Below are 26,017 nucleotides of genomic sequence, written 5' to 3' on the forward strand. Positions count from 1 at the left end.
TCTACTCCCTTAATGATTAATGATGAAATGGTTTTCCTGAAAAAATATAAAACCCGAAACAAATCACATGGAATGTAATAATGATCGACACAACCATTGTGACCTTATTATCCGGCCACCACTTGTGCTTTTTATTCCATTTCTCAAATAAATTGTAACCGGACATCACAACTGCGTGATATAGTCCATAAATAATATATTGAAGTGCTAGACCATGCCAAGCACCCATCAATAGAAAGAGGACAAAGTACCCAATATTTGATACAGCCATACGGTTCTTGATCCACTTCTTTTTTGTCATAAAGAACACAAATCTCATAAACACGTAGTCTCTGAACCAGAAGGAGAGGGACATGTGCCAGCGATTCCAGAAGTCTTTAATGTTCCGGCTGATAAACGGTTTGTTAAAGTTTTCTGGTGATTTAATGCCCATCATATAACTCACACCAACAGCAAATGCTGTATATCCAGCGAAGTCAAAGAACAAATACATACTGTACGCATACATATACGTTAACTGTTGAACAAAGTGACTGCTGCTAATGTGATGAATATTCATGAGAATATACGTGTGAATCAGATAACCAATAATGAACTTATATAAGAAGCCGATAAAAATTTTATGAATACCGGCGTATAGAAGATCACTGTACGCTTCCTTTTCAGGCGGCGTATCCATATCCTTTTCAAACCGGCGGTAACGATCAATCGGACCTGATGAAATCGTCGGGAAAAAGACAATGAAATAGACCAAACGATGAATCGGAATTTTCTTCTTAATCAAGCCGTCTCTTGTCTCGATAATTAACTGGACACCTTTAAATGTTAGGTACGAGATTCCTAAAAAGCTCAGCCAGTTCATTGGCGGCGGTTGATGCGGCTGATGAGTTAAAAAGAACGGTAAAACCTTTGAGAGTACAAGCGGCAAAATAGATGCCACCACTGCCATATAGAAGACAGACGCTTGATTCGCCTTCAGCCGGTACGAAAGGTACAAGCGGATGATCAAGATTTGCCACACTGTAAACAAGAAGAGCAGCAATGCGCCATGTGCATCCTTTGAGAAAATAAGCGCGAGCGCCACAACCGTTGCAAACATGTTGTAGCCCTGCATTCTTTTGCCGCGAAGACCAAGAATGATCGTCGGCAAAAGAAGAACACCAATTAGAATGAAGAAAAAGAATGAACTAAACGGAATCATAGAAGAACCTCTTTCGCGATTCTTTTACGGTCAACCTTCCCGTTTGGTGTCATGTACAGCTGCTCAAGATAGACAAACTTTCTTGGAATCATGTACGCAGGCAGTGAATCCGCCATTTCTTTCTTAATTGCACTTGTCAGCTGATATTCTTTTTCAAAAGAATGCGCTGCTGGAACAATGGCTGCAATTAAGTACTCCACATGACCGTTTGGCTGGAACGGCACAATCACACAAGCATTGACATACGTTGTCTCGCTCACATGATATTCAATTTCTTCAAGCTCCATCCGGTATCCATGCAGCTTAATTTGATAGTCCAGACGGCCGTGGCACGTAATCAAACCATCCTGCGCCACACCTGCATCACCTGTACGGTAAGCAGGGCGTCCTTCGTATTCAAAGAACACTTTATCTGTTAAGGCTTGTTCACCTAAGTAGCCTCTCGTGACGCTTGGCCCTACGATGACAATTTCCCCTTTTTCACCATCAGGAAGGGTCTTGCCTTCTTCATCTAAAATGACGATATCTGTATCCGGTTTGGCGTAGCCGACTGGTAAAGAATCGTGCTGATCAAGAATCGCCTGCGTGACTTCAATCGATGTGATCGCAACAGTTGCTTCAGTCGGACCATACGTATTAAAGACCTGCGCCTTTGGAAAACGCTCAAGGAGCGCACTTGCTACAGATACAGGAAGTGCCTCTCCGCAGAACAAGAAGACTTTCAGCTCTGGTAAAAGCTCCCCTGTAAAGGAAGGGTCCATTAAGCACATTTGCACAAAGGAAGGTGTTGATGTCCACACTTCAACGTCAGATTGACCAAGTGCTGCAAACATATCCTTCGGCTTATTCACTAGATCTTTCACTAAACAGTAAAGCGTGCCGCCTGATTGAAGCGCTGGATACAAATCCATCACTGATAAGTCAAAAGAAAATGGTGCTTGATTTAAGAACGTGCGCCCCCCGCCAATTGGGAAGTCTCGGCACATCCACTCTGTAAAGCTTTCTAAATTATTGGCTGTTACCTGAACGCCTTTCGGTTTTCCGGTACTGCCAGACGTATAAATGATGTAAAAGACATCATCCTGTTGAACCCACTGCGAGGATGGCGGTGCTTCTTTTTCAAGAGCTAAAAGAGATGCCGCACTTTTCACTTCAATGTGTTCTTCTACATCTAATACATTTTGCTCATTTGCACAAATCAACAGACTGGCTTTTGAGCTTTCAATAATTGAGACGATACGCTCGGCAGGGATTGAGATGTCGACCGGAATATAAGGTCTGCCTGATTTCACACTGCCTAAGAAAGAAATCAGCATCTCTGGCTCCATATGACCGTATACAATGACAGGTGCACCGCCATTTGCGACAGAATCGATCGCACCAGCCATTTGGTCTGATAAATGCCAAAGCTCATCATATGTGATCGAAGCATGTTGAGAAACAAATGCTGGCTGTGTCGGTTTCGTTTGTTGATATTCATGAATCGTGTGTAATAGTTTCATAGTCTAATCTCCAATTAAAAATCGTTGTAAATGAATGATCCCGTATTTGCTGTATGGAATCCGTAAATAAAGAACAATAATAGCAAAATAAGTAAGTAAAAGCTTGTATATCCTATCCATTTTACAGACTTATTTTCTGATAGCTTTTTGAATAGCATATTGATAACCTCTTTTCTTTTGACACTTATAGAGACGCATGAATCATTAAAAGAGTTTCATACCAAAACATAAAAATTTTAAGAAATCATGAAAAAAAGATGTCGAATCGATAAACGTGTCTTTAGGCAAAGCTGTCTTATTGTAACAAAGATTTAATGTATTTGAAATGAAATTCAAGCTTAAATTTGCCTTAAAATTGTTGAAAGCTGTCGAATAAACGTAAAAGCCACCTAGTTTGCCTAGATGGCTTTGATTTCAATTACATTGAATTTGTGCGAATTTTATTTATCTAGAGAATATCTTTCAATAGCTTCTTCTGGAGACGTTTCTTTATCAAACACAAGATAACGACTATAAACTTCTTTTAGATGTACTGATTCTTCTAAATTATCTACTAATTCAAAGGTATCTAAAATTGCAACTACTTTGTTAGTAGTCATTCCACCCTCTGAATTTTCATAAGTTTCTTCTGGAAAGTTTTCGTGTATGATACTTTCAATTTCATCTGGTTTTTTTGTTTTTATTAGAAAAATTCTCTCTTCAAATATTTTTTCAGGGCTTAATCGTGGCGAAGTTGTTGATTCAAATAAAACTTTTACAGAATAAATATCGTACATAAATTATCACCTTTCATTTCATTTTTTCTTAAATCTGTTGTCTGTTAACAGTTTTTTAGCTTTTTTAGCATTCTTTTTTCCCTTTTTTGCGTCTTTGTTGATTTGTTCTATCGTTTTATTTAAGTATTCACTTGGAAACTCTTTTCTGATTGACCCTTTTCTATTCTTAGAGATGAATTGGTCTGCTGTCATTTTATGATGTTTGACAACTTGAGCCTCCCAAGAGTTTGAAGAAAATATCATATCACCTACAATGACAGCACCAGTTGCTAATACTGCAGCTTGTCCTAACCCTGGAATAAAGAAGAAAGGAAGTGGGATGGCAAATTTAGTTTCTGCAAGTTGATCAGGATTTAATTCTCCTTCAGATGATACAAAATCATTTGTGTTAATTACAACAGTTTCATTTTCTGATGCCTTTGCTGGTGCTTGTAAAACAAAGGTAAATACGGATAGAGCTAATAGTGTGGAAATTATTTTTTTCATCAAGTTAAATACTCCTTATAGTTTATTAGAAATTTACTTGAATAAAGATATTATATTAATTAGATTTTCAACAATTTTAAGGTAAATTTAAGAAAATTTGTTTTATATTAACGTCTATGTAAATATTTCCTCCATTATATCTTGATAAAACCCATAGTTTCATGGGTATCTCATCAATCCATTATAAAAAAATCCGTCACAAGACAAGTGGGTTCTCCGTTTTGATCTATCCCCCAAAAGCTTGGATACATCCCGTCACCGAAGCCTGTTGTAAACATGGCAATGTCCACTTTGTCATGAAAACGGGTGACGAGCCAGTCCCATGTGTGCTTGTAGTTTTGCGCAAGAGCTTCTGCAAATTCCTCATAAAGATAAAAAATCATTGTCCTCTTTATATCGCTTATCCTCATAGGCTTGTAAATATAGTGCTGCTTCCGCATCCATGAAACAGCCCATACCCGTATTCACACCGTAGCCGAAGAACTCATCTTTTGTTAATTGAACGGGTTCCTGACCTGCTCTTGTGGCAAGCTCCCATTCTATTGCTTGCTCGTTTGTGAACTTGATTATTGCATAGGCGACGCGTTCGTCACCGCTTTCTAATCGCTTAACCATAAGTAGAATAGGATATTTTCCCGGATGAACCTTCTTAGAAAAAGATTGGTCTCCCTCTGAAACAAAAGGATCACAGACAACGATATGACCGCTTGTGATCTCGATATGTCCTAACTGTTTGACAAATAATTGATCACCTTCTGAGCTGCTTTTGTTCTCTCCATTTTCAAAAATTAAGTTTGTTGGATCGATGTTGTACAAGGGATCATTCCTTTCATTATTTTTCTGAGACGTTTGAGATTATGTATTTTTCAATTTCAAAGCATGATCATCCATAGAACATCCATTTCCAGTATCAACTCCATACCCTGAAAAGAATTTCCCCTGTAAATCGCTTTCTATCTGTCCATTTGATAATGCAAGCTCTCACTTAACACTCGCTTCATCTTCTCCTTCTACTATACACCTTAATTTTTTTAGTTGGAGAAAGAATATTCTCTCTTTTGAATATTTACCGCTTTGCAATGTCTTTTTCATTAGTTAAAAATAAATGGAAGGTTAATTAAAAAACACCCTTCCAATGGAGGGGCTGTGTTATTAACTATTTTCTTTGGAATATTTTTTTATCAATGTTTCGCTAATCCTGCTTACGATATAGATCGCAACCGCTAAAATCAGCATCAACGGAAACATGCTTAACCGATCATCTGCAACATAAACAATGATCCCCACAATCACAGCCACTACGATTGCCGTTAAAAAATGCTTCACCGCCATCTCACCCCTTTGTAATCATATACATTTTATTACACAAAAGGTTTAATTGAAATGATTTCCATAAAATCGCAAGTTTCGTTTGTCCGCTCTTAAAGTAGATTGCTATATCCCTTATGTTGTTCGCACAATCTCCATATGTTAAAATCAACTAAAATATCTATTTAATGGATCAATCAGGAGGTCATTAAGTGACACAGCAAAGCACGCCATCCAAAATGTTATTAATTACTTTACCCGGCGCTATTATTGCCCTTGTGATGATCTTAGGGAAAATTGATACACCTGTAACAAATGTTTTATTTTATCTTGTGGCTTTTAGTGTGATGGGTTTAGTTGTTTCAAGCTTAGTAAAAGACTACAGAAAAAAGAAAAATTAACTCCTCATCTTGGGAGCTGTCGTTTATGCAGCTCCCTTTCTTTATGTGGACGCTCTCAAAGTTCGAAATGAAAGCAAAAACATTTGGAATTAAAAAGAATTAGAGAAATCAAAATAGATGCCAGTGAAGTGAGAAAACATTAAAAAATACGCACATTCATTTAGCACTTCCAAAAACCTTAAACAACTTGCACAAACAGAAGAAGCCGTTAACACCATGATGGAAACAGACAAAGCAATTGCTACGAGTACTAACAGAAAGTAAAGGAGAACGGAATGAAAACCCTTGATGTCTTTGAGTTGAAGAATGGAATTGACCAAACGCTGAACAAGTTGAAGCAGCAATCACAGAATTTTAAGTCCCTAGAAAAACAAATCAATCAAATCATCTCCTTAGATAGCGCATTAAAGGGAGAAGCTGGACAAGCAATAAAAGATTTTTATATGGAGTGTCACATTCCCTTTTTGCAATTCTTTCAGATCGTCATTGAAGAATACAGCGGTGCGCTAAAAAAGACAAAACAGGCACTTCATGCTTTTGAATCAAACCCGAATGGTTTTATCTCTCAATCATTCATTGAACACGAGCTTGACCAAGGGTTAAAAAAAGCCGAACGGACTATTTCTGATATTGTATCCGATGTGAATCAAGCCCTCAGCAGGGTCAGCAATATTGTACATTTGCCTCATGTAGACGAATCTGCTTTCCAACAAAGCTATCAAAAAGCATGGCTCGAGACGTCTAAAACCATTGGACTACTTCATGCATTTGACAGAGAACAAACAAGTGCTCTAAATGAAACAAAAAGTTCCCTTCACACAATGAAGCAATACATAGATACTTTAAGCAAGATGTTCACTGGCCCAAAAATTGAAATTACCAGTTATCAAAAAGGCTCTATCTTCAAAGCTGGAAAAGAAGAAAAAATCAACAGTACCATCAGTGGAATGAATAAAAATATAGACTCCTCTAAAGAAAATCCAATGACAATCATGCTGAAGAAGCTGAATGATAAAGAGCGATCAAATGTGGATACGATTTTAAATAGGAAACCGTCTAATAAAATCAATCAAAACGCCGTGTTCGTAAATGGAAAAGTATATAATACAAATGAAAAGATTGACTTCGCAAATGCCAAAACAGTTGACGTTATTCGAGATGGAATGCTCTATCGGTTACGATTAACGGACCAAAACAAAGTGAATATTGAAAGCATCACAAAGATTTCCGACTTGAAAACGGGTGAACAAACCTCAAACATCTTAAATACAGCGGTTGAATTTACAGGAATAAATGATGCCGTTCGAGCCATCACAGGGAGAGACCCTGTCACAGGTGACAAAGTCGCTGACATGGACCGTCTAGTATCAAGCTTGTACATGATACCCGGAGCTAAAATCGCTAAAGTAGGAAAATACGTATTTAAAATCATGAAAGGAGAGAAAGTAGCCAAGAAGATTGTTAAAACTCCTTCCTTCGGCAAATATTCCGTACCAAAAGGTCCTTACCGTGAAGTAAATGGTTTCCCTGTAAAAGTAAAACCAGGGGCTCAAGAAAAACATATTCCTGATGCACCTAACTATAAACAGGAGATAGCTAATGGAAAGAAAAAAAGCATCTTTTACGGGGACAATAAAAAAGCTCAAGAATTGCTTGATAAATATGCAGGTACAGGACACATCCCATCAAAAGGAAGAGAAGTTGTTAAGTTTGATCACAAAATAGGTAAAGCATATGACTTTGAAACTGAAAAATATATAGAAACCAATAGAGGAACAATACATTACTCAAAAGATGGTGCTCACATAGTTCCAACAAAACCAATACCATAAAAAAGGATTGATACTCTTGGGATATAACTCTTTAATCAAAATATTAAATAAATATGGTGCCAACGAATTGCGATTAGAGTGGAAAAACGGATTACAGATTATCGGAAAACCAGATGCACTCTATGAAACAGATAATGGGCTAGAAGACGATGATATAAATTATACAGAATATTACGCAGTTGCCTTTATTGTCAAGAACATCATTGCCCACCCTACTCATAATGAAGGAAGAGTATGTGATTGGGTAATACAAGAAGGAAATTCTTATGTGGAAATTTCCCTTTATGATGATCCACCTAAGTCTGTATATTTAGTAGACGGTCAAAAATTATGGGAATTTGACAGCGATGAATACCAATGAAAAGCCCCTCCGTGTCGGAAGGGCTTTCTTTTACTTCTGCTTTACTTCAACATATTTTGAAGCAGCTGTAATGTAATAGCCTGATTTCAGCTTGTACATTTTTGCTTCATTGACTGTAACGATCTATCAATCGTGAATGCTCCACCCGACTTTACTTTTTTGTGCTTTGCTGACCAATTCGGCTTATCGTAGATACATAACCATTCATCGCTATTCAGGCTTAGGGAATTTTTCAAAATGTTGAGGAAGAAGCGGTCTACGGCAAATCGTTTCTAGGGATTTAAGGGGGCCTTCAACTTCAATGCGAGGCTATTTCATGTCTTTTTCTAAATCTGCTCGTATCGAATCTATTTTCTTATAATGTTGATCAAGTAGGCTTTTGTTCCTTGTCATCCGAATCGCATTATATAGCTTACTGATTTTACTTTGCTGCTTTCTGATTTCCGCGTTTGTATAGTAAGATGTGTATGTACTCAGCTTTACGCCATCGGCTATTATATCCGCGACGTGCTGATGATTCACGGTGCAGATCGTATGAAGGCTTCGATGTCTTATGCTACTGGCAATATCCTTCGCTCGTTAGTTGAGGACATCCAGGTTCATTGCATGGTTTTATTGGTCTCTTCAATTAATTCCCTCCCCAAAATAAAAAGCACCCAAGAGGGTGCTTAAAATCTCAATTACTAGAATGAACATCTAATAAAGCTAAATGAACCTTACTTTTCAGAATATCTATTTTTATACAATTTGAATTTTTATCCTTATTCCAAACTGTTACATTTTCTTTCAATAAGAATTTATATATTTCTTCAGCAAACTCTAAACTAAACTCATTTGCAAGTAATTTAAAGAACTCTTTCGCTTCGTATCTTTCTGGAAAAAACGACTCATTTTCTTGAAACCATCCACAAAATAGCATAAGGTTTTTAAAGTTAAAGTCTATATTTTCATATGAAAAACCGGCTCTATTCAGACTTAGATTTTTTAGTCCGTCTTTGTATATATTCAGTTTATGCTTGGTCTTTAATTTTTTGATTTTATCTTTTTCATAAACTTCACTTACTTCTCGTACTTCTGAAACAGTATTTTGATTTAAATCTTCCTCATGTCTTTCTACAAACCCGATTGAGCTAAACATATGAAATTCTTTGTTAGTGACATAGGTGAATTCATTTAACAGTTCAATTCTAGGACCAATTATCTTGTTGTTTATGTCGTACCACCAGTCTTCCTTCTGTTCATCCGTTAAGAATATTATATTAACCTCTCTCTCTAGGGCGAAATTTAAAATCTGTTTCCAAAGGATTATATCACCAAGTTTATTTTGTATGACAACTCCGTTATAAAATTTAGTTCCCGTTTTCTTATTCAAATCTTTATATCCAGGAGGTATAGACTTTTTAAAACGTTCTTCTGCTTCTTTTTCTAATTCCTTCATTTTAGAGTATTCGTAAGGTTTACCTACTTTATTTTCATAAAGCTCTGTAATTTTGTTTTTAATTGTATCTTCCTTGGTTAAATCTAATTCTATTTCATTTTTATTTCTTAATTTCTTTATTTGTTCATCAGTTACTTTTTTAATAATTTCAAAGAAACTTTCTACATCTTCTTTATGCCTCTTTTTAAAATTACTTAGATCTTGATTAAGCATGTTTCTTACTTTATGCGGCACATCATCAAAAGCGTCACATACTTTTTCATACGAACCACTCTGCTCTACAATTACAGATTTTCTATTATAATGATATTCCTATGCCACTTGATGAGGCATCCACAGGTTTTCTTTATATTTTTGCAATAAATTCAGTATCTGTTCTGACGTTTCTTGAGTATACCTATATAAATTTAATAAAACATTTGTGTCTAAGACAATAATGGAATCTTTCCAAATCTCCTTATCATCCTTATCAAAATAAAACTCACGAAATTGTTCTCTCAAGTCAATTCCTCCAATAGAATATTTCATATAATTTATCGAACAAAAAGGAATAGTTTGAAGGAAATGCAAACTTTGTCGAACGAAAAAGAGACCTCCGCAATGGAAGCCGCTCTCAATTTATCACCTAATACCATCATAACCGCTCTCAGACAAAATGCTTTGCCAAGATCGTGCCAAAAGTGTGCCAATTTTGGTCAAACCATCAATATCTATAAGGAATTTTTGATTGTTTAATATCTATTTCACTCAAATTATTTAACTCCAGAAAGTATCTTAAACCTTCCTCGGATATATCCATTTTATTTTTTGGTCCAATTGTAACTCCTTTAATTTGACTGTCTTTAAGTTTAATTTTTATATAAGGGATAAATGCACCGTTTAAGATTCGACAATCATAATTTATAAATTTTGATCTTGTTGGAACAAGGGCAACTCTATGCTCTTCCTCTTGTTTAAAACACGCATCTTTAAAAAATGCTGAAAATAACAGAAAAGTTATATGTAAATTAGTTACTGTTTGAGTAATATACGGATTATTCTTAACCCACTCTCTATCATGAATAAAGTGCTCATCGTGCTTTTTAAATAATTCTATATAATCATCAACTAGTTCATTTATAGCTTGGTGATGTGTTTTTTCATCATATATAACTTTAGATTTAAATAAACAAATGGCAGCAGCTTTTTCTTGATCTATGGATAAGTCTGATCTATAAGAGGAAAAATCAAACTTTATGTTATAACCATCATTTTGTGAATAATTTGACCAGAGTAAATTTGAATCCTTATTTTTTGATAAAGACAAAACATATGCTGGATATTCAAAATCCTTAATAATTTTCAATACCCCTTCCACATATCGGAAATTTAACGAAGCTTTTTTAGCTCTCTCTACTAATATCTTATAAAATAAATTAAATGTATATTGTCGCTCTGTCTTGTCGTTTAAAAAATCTGAATGCGAAACCCAAAGTTCTTTATTTTTTATAATTCCTTCTAACCCGTACACACTAGTATAATGATATAAAGGATTTAACTCTTGTTCCATTTGTAGATACTTATTAGAATATTTATGGAGCTGCTTAGATATGGCATTATTAGTTGACTTTGTATCTAATGATGTCCCTTTGTAGCTTATAAGAAGATAAGAGTTTGTCTGTCCATAATACTCTCTTATCTTGTTATTCTGCATAATTAGAATTTCCATCAGATGCAATAGCTCATCATCAAGAGGTAACTTTAATAATTTGTGGTTTTTTAGTATTGTGCCGTTCATACATAATAGCTTTTTTTCAAAATCAATATGCTTTTCTTGGAGCTGTCCTAATGTATTTATCCTAACTCCTGTTCTATACAGAGTCAAAACTGCCACAGCATCCCTCAAGCCTATAAAGCTATTTAAGTCTAACAAAGCGAGTAAAACCATTACATCATTTTTCTTAGCATCTTTCTTGACCTGTTTATCAACTTTAATATTAATGCCATGCCAAAACCTTGAGCCATCCATTATTGAAACACTTTCCTAGAATTGCCATTAGACATTTTAACCTTGTCAATTTAGTCTGATTGGATACTTGCATTGAATCAAGCCATAAATAAATAGTGTCTGTTGTAATTTCCTCAAGGTATTCTACATTTGTGATTTTCCTAAATTGAGTCATATACCTGATATAGTCAGTAATAGTTCTTCCTCTATATCCACTTACCTTCATCTGCTGAATTATAATATCCAATACATTATCTAAGTCTCTGCCATTTTTCTTGTTTGATGCTGTTCCTTTTTCTGAACCACCTAAAGACTTTTCTGGTACAGATGCTCCCTTTCCTTGATTAAAAAGGTTAATGTATGCAACTACATTAAAGATATCCTTCTTCTTAGTCATCCTGTCTCCTCCATTAAATATAAATTAGAGGTAGTAGAACCTTTCAGAAATATTGTAGGGGATAAAAAAAGAGATGCTCCCACAGTGTTCTAATCTGTGTTAGCATCCCTTCTCTGCCCAAAACCCTGACATATCAAGGCTTGAGATTGTAAAACTGTACGTCCCAGGAGAGATTCGAACTCCCGACCGACGCCTTAGAAGGGCGTTGCTCTATCCAGCTGAGCTACTGGGACATGTTGTTATGTAGTGTTCTGTTGGTGAGTACCTCACCGACAAGATTTATTATATTACTATTGTTCTTTAAAGTCAACGGTTTTTCGAAAGTTTTTTTCATAAGGGGCAAATGCTGCACCCTTATGAAATACCTTCCAATGTGACAGTGTTTTCGAGGTCTTGTATGACCAGACCTTCTTCTGTGAAAAACTGTACGTTTGCTTCGCTTCCATCTAGTGTCAGTATCGCATAGCTGCGCTCTTTACGCATTCTTGGCAGGTGCACGCTGCCCGGGTTAATAAGCAGTTTTCCTCTTAGCAGCTCACTGCCTGGGATGTGCGAGTGGCCAAAGCAGATAATGTCTGCGCCTAGCTCTTCTGCACGGTAGTAGACTTGAAGCAAGGATTGTTTGATGCCATGCAGATGTCCGTGAGTGAGAAATAGTTTTCCGCCTCCATCAAGTGGGAGCAGGAGCTCTTCTTCAAAATCGCCCAAAAAGTCACAATTTCCTTTGACGACTTTGTATCCTTCGAGTGCTGGGTGGTTCGTTTCGAGTTCTGAATCTCCGCAGTGAATCATCATGTCGACTTCAGCCGCATGCCGTTTGGCAATGGTTTGAAGTTCGTCTGTGAGTCCATGACTGTCACTCATGATGAGTATCTTCATGGCTTCATTCCCCCTTATTCATTTGCGTCTAGCAGTGATGAAAGCTTTTGAAGCGCGACCGCTCGATGGCTGATTTTGTTTTTCTCCTCTGGTGATAATTCGGCCATCGTCTGATCTTTGTCTTTGACGATGAAAATTGGGTCATATCCGAAGCCGTTTTCGCCGATTGGTTCCTTTGCGATGAAGCCTTCTACTGATCCTTCTACCGTCTTTGTTTCTTTGCCCGGTATGCTGACAGCAAGGGCACATCTGAATCTAGCTGTGCGGTCTTCTTTTTCAATGCCTTGAAGTTCGCTCAGCACTTTTTCCACATTCTCAGCATCGTCTTTATGCTCACCAGCGTATCTCGCTGAATATACGCCAGGTTTTCCGCCAAGATAGTCAATCGACAAACCGGAATCGTCTGCAATGACCATTTCACCTGCTTTGGCTTGAATCGCCTCTGCTTTGATAATGGCATTTTCTTCGAAGGTTTGTCCTGTTTCTTCAATCTCTTCAGTAAAGCCAATGTCTGCTAGTGTTTTGACCGTGAATCCTTTTGGCTCAAGAATGGCTTTGAATTCTTTCGCTTTGCCCGCATTGTGCGTTGCAATGATGGCTGTTTTCATCCTGATCAAACCCTTCTTTTTATTCGATGACTTCTCCTGTAACCGCTTTTTGCTTTTCGATTAATTCTTTGATGCCCTTTTCGGCTAAATCAAGCAGTCCGTTTAGCTGTTCTCTTGAGAATGTCGCTTCTTCGCCTGTCCCTTGAAGTTCAACAAAGCGTCCAGCACCTGTCATGATGACATTCATATCTACTTCAGCTGAAGAATCTTCTTCATAATTTAAATCTAACAGAAGACCTTGCTGAGAATCAATTCCGACGGATATCGCCGCTAAATAATCAGTGATCGGGTTTTCTTTGATAACTCCTTCTGCTCGAAGCTTCTGAATCGCAAGTGTCATGGCGACAAAAGCACCTGTAATGGATGCTGTGCGTGTTCCGCCGTCTGCTTGAATGACATCACAGTCAATCCAAATCGTGCGTTCGCCAAGCTTTTCTAAGTCAACGACTGCGCGGAGTGCTCGTCCAATTAAGCGCTGAATCTCCATTGTACGTCCTGTAACTTTTCCTTTAGAAGATTCTCTCATCGTTCTTTGTGCGGTTGCTCTTGGAAGCATGCTATATTCTGCTGTAATCCAGCCTTTTCCTTCTCCTCTTAAAAAAGGAGGTACACGGTCTTCGATGGATGCGTTACAAATCACCTTCGTATTTCCCGATGAGATTAAGACAGAGCCTTCTGGATGCTTAATGTAGCCTGCCTCTATTTCAACTTTTCTTAATTCGTCATATTGTCTTTCATCTAATCTCATGATTTACCTCCATTACGATATACATTCCGCGCGGGTGCCAGCGGGGTTCTCCTACTAACTTTGACAACCTCGGCTCGTTCTAATCGCTTGGAATAAAAAAGAGGCAGCGAATATGCATGCCTCTTTTTCTCCATTATATCAATGTGTGCCGTTAAAAACTACCTGTATTCACTTGTTCTGGTCTTGAAACCGGCTTTGTCAGCTCTGCTCCTTTTTCGTTCACAAGCTCAGCCTTGCCGTTTACCTTAACCGATACGCTTTTGACGTCCGGCAGCTCTGTTAATGTGAGCACAATGCTATCAAGAACTTTTTGTGAAATGACCTTTTTCTTTTCATCTGCACTGCCAAAAATGGATTCGTTGAAATCAAGTGTCACATGTCCGTCTTTTACTTTCGGGACATCATTCAGCTTTACATCTTGATCAAAGTCTGTGAGCAAATGGCTTTTTTTGCTTGGTCCAGAGACGAGCTCATCAATGGCTGCTGTAATCGGATCATCCTCGTCTTTTGGCGCTCTTTTGGTCACAGGAACATAGTACGTCTGTTCATCAGATTCAGCTAAGTAGTAAACCGTCACTGGCTTTGTCGATGTCATATCAGCGGCAGCCTCGTGCTGAATATTTATACCGTCTTCTCTGCTTAAATCATCGGAGATCGGTGTACCGTTCACAGGCATTTCTTTTAGTTCATGTCCATTCATTTTCAATTTGACTTTGGCGACAGAATCAAACTGCGTTAACGTCCAAGTGACAGATTGCAGGATGCGCTGTTCGTCTTCTTTTTTATAGTTTTTGAATTCATTTGAAAAATCCACTACGGCCGTTCCGTCTTTAATGTCGACAGATACGCTCGTGTCGGCCGGCAAAACAGCTCGGAACCCATTTGGCATGAGGTTAGAAATCGGTCCTCCGTCCACGAGATATTCAAGGGTTTGTTTGGCACTTCCTTCGTTTTTCGGCAGCGGAATGGATTGAGAGACGACATACCCGTTTTTATCAATTAAATATAATTCTCTCATGACTGTATCTGCCTTCTTCTCTTCTTTTCCTTCTTTGGCTGTTTGTTTATCTTCTTTATTTTCTTTCACATATGTGACGTTTTGTGGCGGGTCAATCTCTGTTTTCGCTTGGTCTGTTTGAAACAATCCGCATCCTGACAAAAGCATGGCTGACGCGATACACGTCACAGCTGCTGTAGATCCTTTTTTCAGCATACTTCACCCTCCTCTAGTAGTTTGTACTACTATGTATACGAGCTCCTCATGTGGATTAGACCCTTTTCATAAAAAAATAACCCACCTCAAGAAGAAGCGGGTTATTGCTGATAGACCTGTTCAAGTGATACGGTTTCGACCTTCCCTGGGAGGTAGCCAAACCAGTCACGAGCGATGTTTTCAAAATTTTGCTGCTGCCCTGTTGTATAAAATGTATGAACAGGTGCTTCTTGAGAAGTGTTTAGCAGCCCTTTATACGAAAGAATCGTACTGGCTTCTCTAGCTGTCTCATCCCCTGATGAAATAATGCTCACATCACTGCCCATAAAGCGCTGAATCGGCTCTTTTAAAATCGGATAGTGCGTGCAGCCAAGAATGAGCGTATCAATTCCTGTTTCTTTCATCGGTTCAAGGGAATCTTTCACCACTTCATCTGCTGTCTGATCTAAAAACGTACCGCTTTCCACAAATGGGACAAGCAGCGGACATGCCAGACTTTGAACCGCTAGTCCTGCTTTTAGGGATAGCAGTGCTTCTTTGTATGCCTCGCTTTTGATCGTATTGGCTGTACCAATGACACCAATCTGCTGATTGTTTGTCACCTTGATGGCTGTACGGGCGCCGGGCTGAATCACGCCAATGACCGGAATATCAAGCGTTGCTTTGATTTCATCAAGGGCAATTGCCGTCGCTGTGTTGCATGCGATGACGAGCATTTTAATATGATGATGTCTTAATAAGTAGTGTGCCATTTCCCAAGTATATTGAAGAACCTCTTCTTCTTTCCGCGGGCCATACGGACACCGTTTTGTATCGCCTACGTAAATGATCTTTTCTTTTGGCAGTTGTCTCATGATTTCCTTTGCAACGGTTAAACCGCCGACGCCGGAATCAATCACGCCGATTGGTTGATCCAACAAAATCGCCTCATTTTCTTTTCATTTGCTGCTGTAGTTTCGTTAAGGATTGGTTGAAAACGATGGCTTCTTCTTCTGAGAAAGCCCCTAGAAGTTCACTGACGTATTCTTGGCGTTTGACAATCACTTCTTGAATGATCCGCTCGCCTTCTGGCAATAAATGAATGCGAACCACGCGGCGGTCAGATGGGTCTTTTACTCGTTCGACAAGTTCACTTTTTTCCATTCGATCAATTAAGTCGGTGGTTGTGCTGCAAGCCAAGTACATCTTTTGTGATAGCTCACCTATTGTCATATCTCCGAATTCATAAAGCCACTGAAGCCCTACAAATTGAGGAGGTGTAATCGTATATTGATTCAGGATTTCTCTGCCTTTTTGCTTAATAATTGCAGCAATATGGCGCAATGATTTTTCAATTTCTGCTACATGGTCGAACTCATTCGTTTCCATTTCATTGATACCTCACTATAGCATCTCACTTTGATTAAAACGTACATTCCTATTTTCCTCGTTTTTCAAAGAAAATGCAAGAAGAGACTCATGGAAACCATATAGAAATAACCGGTTCCTCCCTGGTGCGGAAGGAAAACCGGCTGACTTTAGAGCTCTAGCTCACCCATACGCAGAAGCTCGACGACGGCCTGTGAACGACCTTTGACTCCTAGCTTTTGCATGGCATTCGAAATATGATTTCGAACAGTCTTTTCGCTAATAAAAAGCTCGCTTGCAATTTCTTTAGTTGTTTTATCTTGGACGAGCAATTCGAATACTTCTCTTTCTCTTTTGGTTAATAGCGGCTTGGATTGAAACTCTTTCTCCTTCAAGTATTGTAACCCTCCTTGCTAAGGTGAGAGCTCTAGTCTCTATAGAATGGGATTCTGTATAGTCGAGATATCATATGCCGGGTGCCCGAGGTAGGTGACGTTAAAATCGAGAATTCCCGCATATGAGCGTCCAATTTGTGCGCTTTTATCAGCACAAAAAAGGACGAGTCTCCTACCCGAGACATCGTCCTTTTCATACACGTATTTAAAAGATAGAAATGGCTCCTGTTAACAAAGCGATCAATGTTGTAAAAAGGGCTGTTAACACAGTCCACAGCAGTGCGTATTTTTGCAAATCGCCAATATCTTTGTTCAGCATACTGACAAGAAGCAGCGTTGAAGCCACAAGAGGGCTCAGCAGGTGAACAGGCTGTCCTATGATAGAAGCGCGCGCAATTTCCACCGGATCAATTCCGTAAGCTGCACCTGCTTCTGCCAAGATTGGCAGCACCCCGAAATAATAAGCATCATTAGAAAGAACAAATGTAAATGGCATACTCGTTAAAGCCACAATGAGCGGAAAAAATGAACTGTAAGAATCCGGAATTAAGTAAATCACCAAGTTGGCAATCGACTCCACCATTTTTGTCCCCGAAAAAATTCCTGTGAAAATTCCTGCTGCAAACACAAGGGTAATGACCGTTAAAGCATTTCCTGCATGCGATAAAATTCTCTCGCGCTGATCTTCAACCTTTGGATAGTTGATCATGAGAGCGATGACAAATCCAATTAAGAAGAGTACAGGTATTGGTATAATATCTAGGACTAGTGTGGCCATGACAGCAATTGTGAGGAAGAAGTTGATCCAAATGAGGTTTGGTCTCTTCATGTCTTCTACGCCATCCTCAATTGACGCAGCCAATTCAGGAGAAATGGACACCTCTTCTTTGTGCTGAATCTCTGCGATCCCAATCCGTTTTCTTTCTTTTTTCCCAAGTACATAAGCAGTAAAAAGTATAAAAAGACCGCCTCCAACCATCGTTGGGAGTAATGGAATGAAAAATTCGCCTGCATCCAAGCCAAGCGCAGCAATTGCACGAGTAGCTGGACCGCCCCAAGGCGTCATTCCGCTCATAATTCCTAAAGACAATAATGAAATCGTTCCTAAAATTAACGGGTTCATCCCAATTCTTAAGAAAAGTGGCAGCATAGCTGATACGGTAATCATGTAAGTTGTTGTTCCATCACCATCTAATGCAACAAGCATAGACAAAATTGCTACCCCAAAAGCAATTTTGACAGGATCACCTTTCACAATACGTAAAATGAGTTTAATCAGTGGATCAAACAGCCCAGCATCCAGCATGACACCAAAGAATAAAATCGCAAATAACAATAAAGCAGCTGATGGTGCAACAGTTTTAAGTCCATCAAGCATCATGTCCCCTAATCCGCGGTTAAAACCACCGATCAATGCAAATATGATAGGTACAACGGTTAAAGCCACCACCGGATGCATACGTTTTGTCATAATGAGAAATGTAAATGTCAAGACCATCAAGATCCCTAAAATAGCTAGCACTTTATATCCCTCCATCCTCTTCTTTACGCGATCAGCAAGCGCCCCTTTGCACTTGCGATGAATGTTAGCGCTTTCTATTTCAAGGATATAATAGCTCTTTTTATAATGAAAATATTGATTTTTTCGTATATTCTATAAAATTCTTTTATAATCAACCTTGCTGATTTCTTAAAAACTCAATGAACGCTTTCACAACAGATAAATGAAGGGAGTCTGGCTGGTACATAAGCCATGTATCTCTTAAAACAGGCTGTCCATCTTTATACGAAAGACCTTTTACAAATAACTCATCACTTGGTCTGAGGCAAATTTCTGGGACAATGGCATAACCTAAACCATGCTTGACCATCTCTTTTGATGTATCCTGGCGGTCTGTCTCCATCGTCACAAGTGGAGGCATGGTGAACGTTTCCTGCCACCATCTGTTAATCAATCGTTTTAATGAACTATCTGTATGATAGTCAATGAGCGGCAGCTTTGGGAGGTCTTTCAGCTGGATTTCTGATTTTGAAATGATACAAAGCCGCTCTTTATCGAGCAAAAACCGCTCTCCATTCCAGTCGTAATCCCCTCTTAAAATCCCTAAATGGACACTTGATGTGCCTAATAAGTCCATGACTTTTGTGCTCCAGCCTGTATTCACCATAAATTGAACATGTGGATACTGCTTAGAAAATTCTTTTAAAATTTCTGGCAGTTTATACTGGGCAAAGTTACTTGAGACCCCTAACCGAATTGTTCCTTTGACCTTTTTTTGCATATTGAGCATGCCATCTTTCGTTTGCTGGAGCTGTTTGAGCATGTCATTTGCGTATTTAGCCAAGTACTCGCCCTCTGATGTAAATTCAATTCCTCGTTTTCTTTTAAAGAAAAGCTTCATATCAAACTCCTCTTCAAGCTGCTTCAATCGATAGCTTAAGGCAGGCTGAGAGACAAATAATTTTTCTGCCGCTTTTGTGATGTTCTTTTCTTCATAGAGCACCTTTAGAAACCGCCAATCTTTTTCATCCATTATATGCCCTCCTTTTTTACTAATTATAAAATATTTTTATTGATTATTCTCAAAATAATGTATTTAACTTATTTCTTATTATACTTTACCATTTTGGTTAGATAAACAGTTCATTAAAAAATTGAGGGTGAGAGTAATGAGAAAAGTTCCAATCACAATCATGCGAGGCGGTACAAGCAAAGGGGTATTCATTCAAGCAAATGACGCACCCTATGAACACGATGAGCTCGAGGCATTTCTATTAGACATTATGGGCAGTCCTGACCGGCTGCAGGTCGATGGGATCGGCGGCGGTAATTCTTTAACAAGCAAAGTGGCCATTATTGATAAAGCCACACGCCCAGATGTGGATGTGAACTATACGTTTGCACAAGTCAGCATCAATGAGAGATATGTCGACTTTAAAGGAAACTGCGGGAATATCTCATCAGCGGTTGGACCATACGCCATCATTAAAGGACTTGTTCAAGCGGTTGAGCCCATTACGACTGTACGTATCCTCAATACCAACACAAATAAAGTGATTACAGCAGAGGTCGAAGTCGAAAATGGAGAAGTAAAATTTGAAGGACAGGCAGAAATTCCAGGAGTAAAAGGGACAGGTTCTCCCATTTATTTATCTTTTGAAAATCCTGAAGGCGCAGTCACAGGTAAAACTTTTCCGACTGGAAACAAAATTGATACGATTCAAACAAAGTTTGGTGAGATTCCCATCTCGATCGTTGACATTGCAAATCCAATTGCCTTTATTCGTGCCAAAGATATTCAATTAAAAGGAACTGAATTGCCTGAGGAGTTTACAGACGAATTACTGGATGATTTAGAAGAGATTCGTTCCATCGCTGCTGAAATGTGTCACTTTGCGCCAAAAGACATGGCGACATTACAGTCTCCAGCCGTTCCAAAGCTTGCGCTCATTAGCGAGCCTGCTGATTATGTAGATACAAATGGAATCTTGAGAAGAGCAGCCGATATGGACATCATCGTTCGTATGCTATCGATGCAAAGACCGCACCAAGCACTTGCCATTACCGGCTCTGTCTGCGTATCAGCCAGCTGTTTTATGGAACAAACGCTTCCTGCACAGCTTTATCATGGACAACATGATACGCTTCGAATTGGGCATCCTGCTGGGATTATGCAAACGGACATTGACGTGTCTCAAAATAGAGTCAAAGTCATTCGAACCGCGAGAGAAATTCTAGACGGGGTTGTCTTTACGAAACAAGACTATATCGTGCAGCCTCATATTAAAAGAGAAGCCTAAAGCAGACGAGAACATCGTCTGCTTTTTTTAATGTTGAAGCGGGGCATCAATATCTCCAGCAGAATGAGCTTTTATCTGCCCTTTCTCATCTTTTAACTGGAGATGACCGTAGCGGTTGACCCCGCAGCAAATGCCTTCTTCCCAAGTTTGTTTTTCACGATCTAACGAAATGCGAAGGGGCTTGTTGAGACGATATAACCGTTTGTTATAGAGGGCAGTGAGTGCTTCAAACCCTTCATTCTGCCAGCGTGAATGGTATTTTTCAAAAGCCGCTGCCAGTTCTTTCACTAGCTGATCGGCTTTCACCTCTGTCAGCTCTGATAAGCAAATGGTTTTGTACGGGACATGCTCCGGCTTTGTCTCTACATTGATGCCAACACCGATATAAATGGAACTGCGGTCTGCTTCAATTAATGTGCCGGATACCTTTGCTTCATTAATGAGAATATCATTAGGCCATTTGATCGCCAGCTGATCCTCTGCTCTCATGAGTGGTTTCAGAACATCATAGATTGCTAGTGCTGTCAGCGGGGCGATCGTTGACTGGGTGGAGAGTTCTGCTGGCGGTAAGACTGTCATGGTGACCGCCACATTCCCTAAAGGTGTTTCCCACGGCCTGCCGAGTCTGCCTCTTCCTGCTGTCTGCTGGCGTGCATAGACAGCAAATGAGGGCTTTTCTCCTTGCTGCATGAGCCTTTTCGCTTCATTATTTGTACTATCAATGGTATCATATTGAAAAATCTTCATGTGTTCTCCTCTTGTTTCTTCTTGATATGATGCTTTTATTATAACAAAATGAAGCGTGCATGTTGATGAGGCAGCATGTTACTCATTTCGCTGCACCTGAAACGTCTCTTTTTCTTCCTCTGTAAACGGTACAGATGCGCCTGTGTCTTTACTAATTTGCACCATGGTGACTGAGCCTGTAAAGCAAGGTTCCTGCTGCTCATTTTCTCCTAAATAATGAAGGATGAGTGAGCTTGATCCGACCTTTTCCGGCTTGACATACACACGAAGCCTCTCCCCAATCTCTACCTGCTTGATGTAATCACATTGCAGGTTTGCGACGACTGTCATGGTCTCCCTCACACGTTTCATCCGTTTATCAACAATTCCCGTCTTTTGAAAAAAGGCAATTCGTGCCTCTTCAAAATACACAAAAGGGGTGACATTGTTCATATGGCCAAACATATCCGTTTCTGAAAAACGAACGGTGGTTTCGACATAAAATCGAAAGGATGCCCTCCACTCTTCAAACGGTTCTTCAATATATGACGGCAGTCTCACTTGATCATCTCCTTATTTGGAAACAAAATGCCTCTCCCGTATTGGAAGAGGCGTTTGTTTATATGTTGCATCCAGCCCCTTAAACACTCATCATAATTGACAAAGAGGACTGAATGTGATGTTATTCTGCGTGATCGCTTCCGAAGAAGTTACGGAATGCTTGTAAAGTTGTATCTCGGTTAAGTGCTGCAATTGACGTTGTCAGCGGGATTCCTTTCGGACAAGCCTGCACACAGTTTTGGGAGTTCCCGCAGTTCGCAAGACCGCCGTCCCCCATAATTTCTTCTAGACGGTCAGACTTATTCATCGCACCTGTCGGATGTGCGTTAAATAAACGGACTTGTGAAAGCGGCGCAGGGCCCATAAAGGAAGACTTATCATTCACGTTTGGACAAGCTTCAAGGCAGACACCACATGTCATACATTTAGAAAGCTCATACGCCCATTGACGTTTTTTCTCAGGCATTCTTGGTCCAGGACCGAGATCATATGTGCCATCGATCGGTACCCATGCTTTCACCTTTTTCAAGGAATTGAACATCCGGCTTCTATCAACCTGCAAGTCTCTCACAACCGGGAATGTCTTCATCGGCTGAAGACGAATCGGCTGATCTAACTGATCGATGAGTGCTGTACATGACTGGCGCGGTTTTCCATTAATGACCATAGAACAAGCTCCGCACACCTCTTCAAGACAGTTCATATCCCAGTTGATCGCTGTTGTTTTTTCCCCTTGTTTATTGACCGGGTTCCGTCTTATTTCCATAAGGGCGGAAATGACGTTCATATTTGGGCGGTAAGGGATTTCGAATTCTTCATCATAAGGCTTTCCATCTGCTGTATCTTGACGTGTGATAATGAATTGAATCGTGTTTTTTTCACTCATCTTATTTCTCCACCTTTTTCTTCGAGTAATCTCGTTTACGAGGTGCAATTAACGATACATCGACGTCCTCATAGTGGAATGCAGGCTTTTGATTTTTCCCTTTGAACGTAGCCATCGTTGTTTTTAGGAATTCTTCATCGTTTCTCTCTGGGAAATCCGGTTTGTAGTGTGCGCCTCGGCTTTCATTCCGGTTGTATGCCCCGATCGTAATGACTCTTGCCAGCTGAAGCATGTTGTCAAGCTGACGTGTGAAGGCAGCGCCTTGGTTGCTCCATGAAGCTGTATCGTTGATGTTAATCTGCTTGTAGCGCTCCATTAATTCTTCGATCTTCTGATCTGTTTTTAAGAGTTTGTCATTGTAACGAACCACTGTGACGTTATCCGTCATCCATTCTCCAAGCTCTTTATGAAGCACGTATGCATTTTCTGTTCCGTCCATGCTGAGGATGTTGTCCCATTTCTCCTGCTCTTTCTTCACAGCGCTGTCAAATGTTGCAGAAGATAGGTCTTCCGCAGATTTTTCAAGGCCGCTAATGTACTTGACCGCATTTGGTCCAGCGACCATCCCGCCGTAAATCGCAGAAAGCAGTGAGTTTGCACCAAGTCTGTTTCCGCCGTGCATAGAGTAATCACATTCTCCGGCAGCGAATAGACCTTTGATATTCGTCATTTGATCATAATCAACCCATAATCCGCCCATTGAATAATGAACAGCAGGGAAAATTTTCATTGGGAGCTTACGCGGGTCATCACCCATGAATTTTTCATAGATTTCAATGATGCCGCCAAGTTTAATATCAAGTTCTTTTGGATCTTTATGAGAAAGATCGAGGTATACCATGTTCTCTCCGTTGATGCCAAGCTTTTGCTCGACACATACGTCGAAGATTTCACGCGTTGCGATATCACGCGGTACAAGGTTCCCATATGCTGGGTATTTTTCTTCAAGGAAGTACCAAGGTTTCCCGTCTTTATATGTCCAAACACGTCCGCCTTCACCACGAGCCGATTCACTCATGAGACGAAGCTTGTCATCTCCAGGGATCGCTGTTGGGTGAATTTGAATGAATTCTCCATTTGCGTAATGAGCACCTTGCTGATAGACGATGGATGCAGCAGATCCAGTGTTGATCATCGAGTTCGTTGATTTACCGAACACAATTCCAGGACCACCAGTTGCCATGATCACTGCATCTGAACGGAAGGATTCAATTTCCATTGTCGTCAAGTTCTGCGCGACAATGCCTCGGCATACTTCCTCGTCATCTAACACAGCGCCAAGGAATTCCCAGCCTTCATATTTCGTGACAAGCCCTGCTACTTCATAGCGGCGAACCTGCTCATCTAGTGCATATAATAGCTGCTGACCTGTTGTAGCTCCAGCAAATGCTGTACGGTGGTGCTGTGTTCCCCCGAAGCGGCGGAAGTCCAGTAATCCCTCTGGTGTTCTGTTAAACATGACACCCATCCGATCAAGTAAGTGGATAATGGACGGCGCTGCTTCACACATTGCCTTTACTGGCGGCTGGTTGGCTAAGAAATCTCCGCCATACACCGTGTCATCAAAATGCTCATAAGGTGAATCCCCTTCACCTTTTGTATTGACCGCTCCGTTGATTCCGCCCTGTGCACAGACAGAATGCGAACGTTTCACAGGTACGATTGAAAATAGTTTAACAGCTGTTCCCGCTTCTGCTGCTTTGATAGTTGCCATGAGACCAGCTAAGCCGCCTCCGACAACGATGATGCTAGAATTACTCATTGTAGCCCCTCTCCCTCTTCTACTAATCTATTTCCTCTTAAACAAAAGCGAAAATTGCTCTTAGCCCTACATATGAAAGCGCTATAAATATACCTAATGTCACATATGTGGAGATTCTTTGTGAGCGTGGTGAAACAGTAATTCCCCAGCTGACAGCAAATGACCACAAGCCATTAGCAAAGTGGAAAATAGTAGATAAAACGCCGACAATATAGAAGCCTAGCATAAATGGAGAGCTTAAAATATTCGCCATCATGTCATAGTTCACTTCAGCTCCAAGCTGAGCTTGAATTCGTGTTTCCCATACGTGCCAAGTGACAAAAATTAATGTGATGATACCTGAAATCCTTTGCAGTCTGAACAACCAGTTTCTTAAGTAACTGAAGCGAGACGTGTTGTTTTGTGCCGTAAAGGCTATGTACACCCCATAAACAGCATGATAGATCAGTGGTAAGAAAATCACGAACAGCTCAAGTGCATATCTGAATGGAAGCTGTTCCATAAAGTGTGCAGCTTTGTTAAACGCCTCTGGTCCACTCGTCGCAAAGTGGTTCACCACTAAATGCTGAATTAAAAATAGACCGACCGGAATGACGCCAAGCAAAGAATGCAATCTCCGATAAAAAAATTCTTTGTTCCCCGACATTACTTTACCCCCTAGTAAAAAGTGCAATTGCTGAAAATTGTCTTACCCCCGCTTCTTTCAATTGTAAGCACTTTATTCAAATTTATTGACAATTTCATTTTACTCCTATGTCAAAAAAGCGTCAAGAAACCGCGTACATAAATTAAAATTTTCCGAAATTTAAAAGTTTTAAATCAAAATTCGTTTTACTACAATAAGAATTTCTTAGACTTCAGGGAAAACTCTGTCATCATATGCTTACATAAGCTATAATAAATTGTTGAAAGAGGGGAGCCGTACAATGAATAAATTCGAATCTAACTTAGAACAGCTAAAAGAAATTGAAGTCAATGGATTTGCCTACGAGCTGATACGCGAAGTTCTGCTGCCTGATATTTTGGGTCAGGATCATTCATCTATGATGTATTTTGCGGGTAAACTGCTTGCTCGTAAATTTCCTCAAGAGTCATGGGAGAAGATCCCCGAATTTTTCCATGATGCCGGATGGGGAACGCTCACGATGGTCCATTCGAAAAAACAGGAAATTGAGTTTGAGCTCGAAGGTCCACTTGTATCAAATCGAATCACCTATCAAAAGGAGCCATGCTTTCAGATGGAAGCGGGTTTTATTGCTGAACAAATTCAGCTTCTCAACGAGCACGTGGCTGAATCTTATGAACAAGTGAAAAAGCGTGCTGATAAAGTCATTTTAACCGTTAAATGGGATTTAAGAGACCCTAGCTAACACTCTTTATGAAAGGCGCGGACTTCAGGTCA

29 protein-coding genes, 1 tRNA gene and 1 pseudogene are annotated in these 26,017 nt (G+C 39.7%); 5 read left to right on the forward strand and 26 right to left on the reverse strand.

Features of this window, described 5'->3' with window-relative positions; genetic code table 11:
- Positions 1 to 16 precede the first annotated feature (16 nt).
- The 8 genes from dltB to C6Y01_RS08285 form a co-directional block, all read right to left on the reverse strand.
- The gene (dltB, locus tag C6Y01_RS08250; protein ID WP_106031219.1) at positions 17 to 1,201 is read right to left on the reverse strand and encodes a D-alanyl-lipoteichoic acid biosynthesis protein DltB; all 1,185 of its coding nucleotides are present in this window, start codon (positions 1,199 to 1,201) and stop codon (positions 17 to 19) included.
- Positions 1,198 to 2,703: a D-alanine--poly(phosphoribitol) ligase subunit DltA gene (gene dltA / locus C6Y01_RS08255; protein WP_106038035.1), complete on the reverse strand. Its 1,506-nt coding sequence runs from the start codon at positions 2,701 to 2,703 to the stop codon at positions 1,198 to 1,200. The genes dltB and dltA overlap by 4 nt, the downstream gene beginning before the upstream one ends.
- Before the next feature lie 14 nt (positions 2,704 to 2,717).
- Positions 2,718 to 2,867 (reverse strand): teichoic acid D-Ala incorporation-associated protein DltX, encoded by a 150-nt coding sequence (locus C6Y01_RS08260; protein ID WP_024427820.1) that lies wholly within the window; start codon positions 2,865 to 2,867, stop codon positions 2,718 to 2,720.
- A 276-nt stretch (positions 2,868 to 3,143) separates the two neighbouring features.
- A complete protein-coding gene (locus C6Y01_RS08265; protein ID WP_060596905.1) occupies positions 3,144 to 3,479 on the reverse strand; it encodes a DUF4288 domain-containing protein in 336 nt (111 codons plus the stop codon).
- An 18-nt stretch (positions 3,480 to 3,497) separates the two neighbouring features.
- Positions 3,498 to 3,965, reverse strand: coding sequence for a hypothetical protein (locus tag C6Y01_RS08270; RefSeq protein WP_106038036.1), 468 nt, complete (start codon positions 3,963 to 3,965; stop codon positions 3,498 to 3,500).
- A gap of 173 nt (positions 3,966 to 4,138) precedes the next feature.
- A complete protein-coding gene (locus C6Y01_RS19370; protein WP_060596907.1) occupies positions 4,139 to 4,348 on the reverse strand; it encodes a DUF4241 domain-containing protein in 210 nt (69 codons plus the stop codon).
- Positions 4,329 to 4,781: a DUF4241 domain-containing protein gene (locus C6Y01_RS08280; protein WP_060596908.1), complete on the reverse strand. Its 453-nt coding sequence runs from the start codon at positions 4,779 to 4,781 to the stop codon at positions 4,329 to 4,331. Before C6Y01_RS08280 ends, C6Y01_RS19370 begins: the two co-directional genes overlap by 20 nt.
- 336 nt (positions 4,782 to 5,117) lie before the next feature.
- The gene (locus C6Y01_RS08285) at positions 5,118 to 5,297 is read right to left on the reverse strand and encodes a hypothetical protein (RefSeq protein WP_060596909.1); all 180 of its coding nucleotides are present in this window, start codon (positions 5,295 to 5,297) and stop codon (positions 5,118 to 5,120) included.
- Positions 5,298 to 5,485: 188 nt separating this feature from the next.
- Here C6Y01_RS08285 and C6Y01_RS08290 point away from each other — a divergent pair, with 188 nt between their 5' ends.
- From C6Y01_RS08290 to C6Y01_RS08300, 3 genes are all read left to right on the forward strand, one after another.
- Positions 5,486 to 5,674, forward strand: a complete 189-nt coding sequence (locus C6Y01_RS08290) for a hypothetical protein (RefSeq protein WP_106038037.1) — start codon at positions 5,486 to 5,488, stop codon at positions 5,672 to 5,674.
- Positions 5,675 to 5,949: 275 nt separating this feature from the next.
- On the forward strand, positions 5,950 to 7,506 hold the full coding sequence (locus tag C6Y01_RS08295) for a T7SS effector LXG polymorphic toxin (protein WP_106038038.1): 1,557 nt from the start codon (positions 5,950 to 5,952) through the stop codon (positions 7,504 to 7,506).
- A 16-nt stretch (positions 7,507 to 7,522) separates the two neighbouring features.
- Positions 7,523 to 7,867 (forward strand): hypothetical protein, encoded by a 345-nt coding sequence (locus C6Y01_RS08300; RefSeq protein ID WP_106038039.1) that lies wholly within the window; start codon positions 7,523 to 7,525, stop codon positions 7,865 to 7,867.
- A gap of 676 nt (positions 7,868 to 8,543) precedes the next feature.
- On the opposite strand, the pseudogene C6Y01_RS08315 reads toward C6Y01_RS08300, so the two are convergent.
- The 13 genes and pseudogenes from C6Y01_RS08315 to C6Y01_RS08380 form a co-directional block, all read right to left on the reverse strand.
- Positions 8,544 to 9,833: pseudogene (locus tag C6Y01_RS08315) on the reverse strand (PIN-like domain-containing protein).
- Between the two features lie 175 nt (positions 9,834 to 10,008).
- Positions 10,009 to 11,313: a site-specific integrase gene (locus C6Y01_RS19075; RefSeq protein WP_223249896.1), complete on the reverse strand. Its 1,305-nt coding sequence runs from the start codon at positions 11,311 to 11,313 to the stop codon at positions 10,009 to 10,011.
- Positions 11,282 to 11,689, reverse strand: a complete 408-nt coding sequence (locus tag C6Y01_RS19080) for a hypothetical protein (protein WP_223249897.1) — start codon at positions 11,687 to 11,689, stop codon at positions 11,282 to 11,284. Before C6Y01_RS19080 ends, C6Y01_RS19075 begins: the two co-directional genes overlap by 32 nt.
- A 159-nt stretch (positions 11,690 to 11,848) precedes the next feature.
- Positions 11,849 to 11,922, reverse strand: a tRNA-Arg gene (locus tag C6Y01_RS08335).
- 121 nt (positions 11,923 to 12,043) lie between these two features.
- On the reverse strand, positions 12,044 to 12,568 hold the full coding sequence (locus C6Y01_RS08340; RefSeq protein WP_106038042.1) for a YfcE family phosphodiesterase: 525 nt from the start codon (positions 12,566 to 12,568) through the stop codon (positions 12,044 to 12,046).
- A 14-nt stretch (positions 12,569 to 12,582) separates the two neighbouring features.
- A complete protein-coding gene (locus C6Y01_RS08345; RefSeq protein ID WP_162839366.1) occupies positions 12,583 to 13,185 on the reverse strand; it encodes an XTP/dITP diphosphatase in 603 nt (200 codons plus the stop codon).
- A gap of 10 nt (positions 13,186 to 13,195) precedes the next feature.
- Complete coding sequence (rph, locus tag C6Y01_RS08350; protein ID WP_060596912.1) at positions 13,196 to 13,924, reverse strand: ribonuclease PH; 729 nt, start codon at positions 13,922 to 13,924, stop codon at positions 13,196 to 13,198.
- A gap of 151 nt (positions 13,925 to 14,075) precedes the next feature.
- A complete protein-coding gene (locus C6Y01_RS08355; protein WP_034661739.1) occupies positions 14,076 to 15,137 on the reverse strand; it encodes a GerMN domain-containing protein in 1,062 nt (353 codons plus the stop codon).
- Between the two features lie 101 nt (positions 15,138 to 15,238).
- Entirely contained in the window at positions 15,239 to 16,057 is an 819-nt protein-coding gene (racE, locus tag C6Y01_RS08360) for a glutamate racemase (RefSeq protein WP_106038043.1), read from the reverse strand.
- A 7-nt stretch (positions 16,058 to 16,064) separates the two neighbouring features.
- On the reverse strand, positions 16,065 to 16,505 hold the full coding sequence (locus C6Y01_RS08365; RefSeq protein WP_003216546.1) for a MarR family winged helix-turn-helix transcriptional regulator: 441 nt from the start codon (positions 16,503 to 16,505) through the stop codon (positions 16,065 to 16,067).
- A 149-nt stretch (positions 16,506 to 16,654) separates the two neighbouring features.
- On the reverse strand, positions 16,655 to 16,879 hold the full coding sequence (gene gerE, locus C6Y01_RS08370) for a spore germination transcription factor GerE (RefSeq protein WP_003184172.1): 225 nt from the start codon (positions 16,877 to 16,879) through the stop codon (positions 16,655 to 16,657).
- A 205-nt stretch (positions 16,880 to 17,084) separates the two neighbouring features.
- Positions 17,085 to 18,401, reverse strand: a complete 1,317-nt coding sequence (locus C6Y01_RS08375) for a CitMHS family transporter (protein ID WP_034661743.1) — start codon at positions 18,399 to 18,401, stop codon at positions 17,085 to 17,087.
- 151 nt (positions 18,402 to 18,552) lie between these two features.
- Positions 18,553 to 19,413, reverse strand: coding sequence for a LysR family transcriptional regulator (locus C6Y01_RS08380; RefSeq protein WP_095285545.1), 861 nt, complete (start codon positions 19,411 to 19,413; stop codon positions 18,553 to 18,555).
- Between the two features lie 136 nt (positions 19,414 to 19,549).
- Here C6Y01_RS08380 and C6Y01_RS08385 point away from each other — a divergent pair, with 136 nt between their 5' ends.
- Positions 19,550 to 20,680: a 2-methylaconitate cis-trans isomerase PrpF family protein gene (locus tag C6Y01_RS08385; RefSeq protein WP_106038044.1), complete on the forward strand. Its 1,131-nt coding sequence runs from the start codon at positions 19,550 to 19,552 to the stop codon at positions 20,678 to 20,680.
- 27 nt (positions 20,681 to 20,707) lie between these two features.
- On the opposite strand, the gene C6Y01_RS08390 is transcribed toward C6Y01_RS08385, so the two are convergent.
- The 5 genes from C6Y01_RS08390 to C6Y01_RS08410 form a co-directional block, all read right to left on the reverse strand.
- Positions 20,708 to 21,427 (reverse strand): biotin--[acetyl-CoA-carboxylase] ligase, encoded by a 720-nt coding sequence (locus tag C6Y01_RS08390; protein WP_034661753.1) that lies wholly within the window; start codon positions 21,425 to 21,427, stop codon positions 20,708 to 20,710.
- 78 nt (positions 21,428 to 21,505) lie between these two features.
- Positions 21,506 to 21,967, reverse strand: a complete 462-nt coding sequence (locus C6Y01_RS08395; protein ID WP_106038045.1) for an acyl-CoA thioesterase — start codon at positions 21,965 to 21,967, stop codon at positions 21,506 to 21,508.
- Between the two features lie 121 nt (positions 21,968 to 22,088).
- On the reverse strand, positions 22,089 to 22,853 hold the full coding sequence (gene sdhB, locus C6Y01_RS08400; protein WP_046311996.1) for a succinate dehydrogenase iron-sulfur subunit: 765 nt from the start codon (positions 22,851 to 22,853) through the stop codon (positions 22,089 to 22,091).
- A 1-nt stretch (position 22,854) separates the two neighbouring features.
- Positions 22,855 to 24,615 carry a succinate dehydrogenase flavoprotein subunit gene (gene sdhA, locus C6Y01_RS08405; RefSeq protein ID WP_012010817.1) on the reverse strand — a complete coding sequence of 587 codons (1,761 nt, stop codon included), beginning with the start codon at positions 24,613 to 24,615 and terminating at the stop codon, positions 22,855 to 22,857.
- A gap of 37 nt (positions 24,616 to 24,652) precedes the next feature.
- Complete coding sequence (locus C6Y01_RS08410) at positions 24,653 to 25,261, reverse strand: succinate dehydrogenase cytochrome b558 subunit (RefSeq protein ID WP_106038046.1); 609 nt, start codon at positions 25,259 to 25,261, stop codon at positions 24,653 to 24,655.
- Between the two features lie 280 nt (positions 25,262 to 25,541).
- On the opposite strand from C6Y01_RS08410, the gene C6Y01_RS08415 reads away from it, so the two are divergent.
- A complete protein-coding gene (locus C6Y01_RS08415; RefSeq protein WP_034661763.1) occupies positions 25,542 to 25,985 on the forward strand; it encodes a YslB family protein in 444 nt (147 codons plus the stop codon).
- Positions 25,986 to 26,017: the final 32 nt, after the last annotated feature.

This window comes from Bacillus sp. NMCC46, assembly GCF_002998465.1.
Classification (GTDB): Bacteria; Bacillota; Bacilli; order Bacillales; family Bacillaceae; genus Bacillus.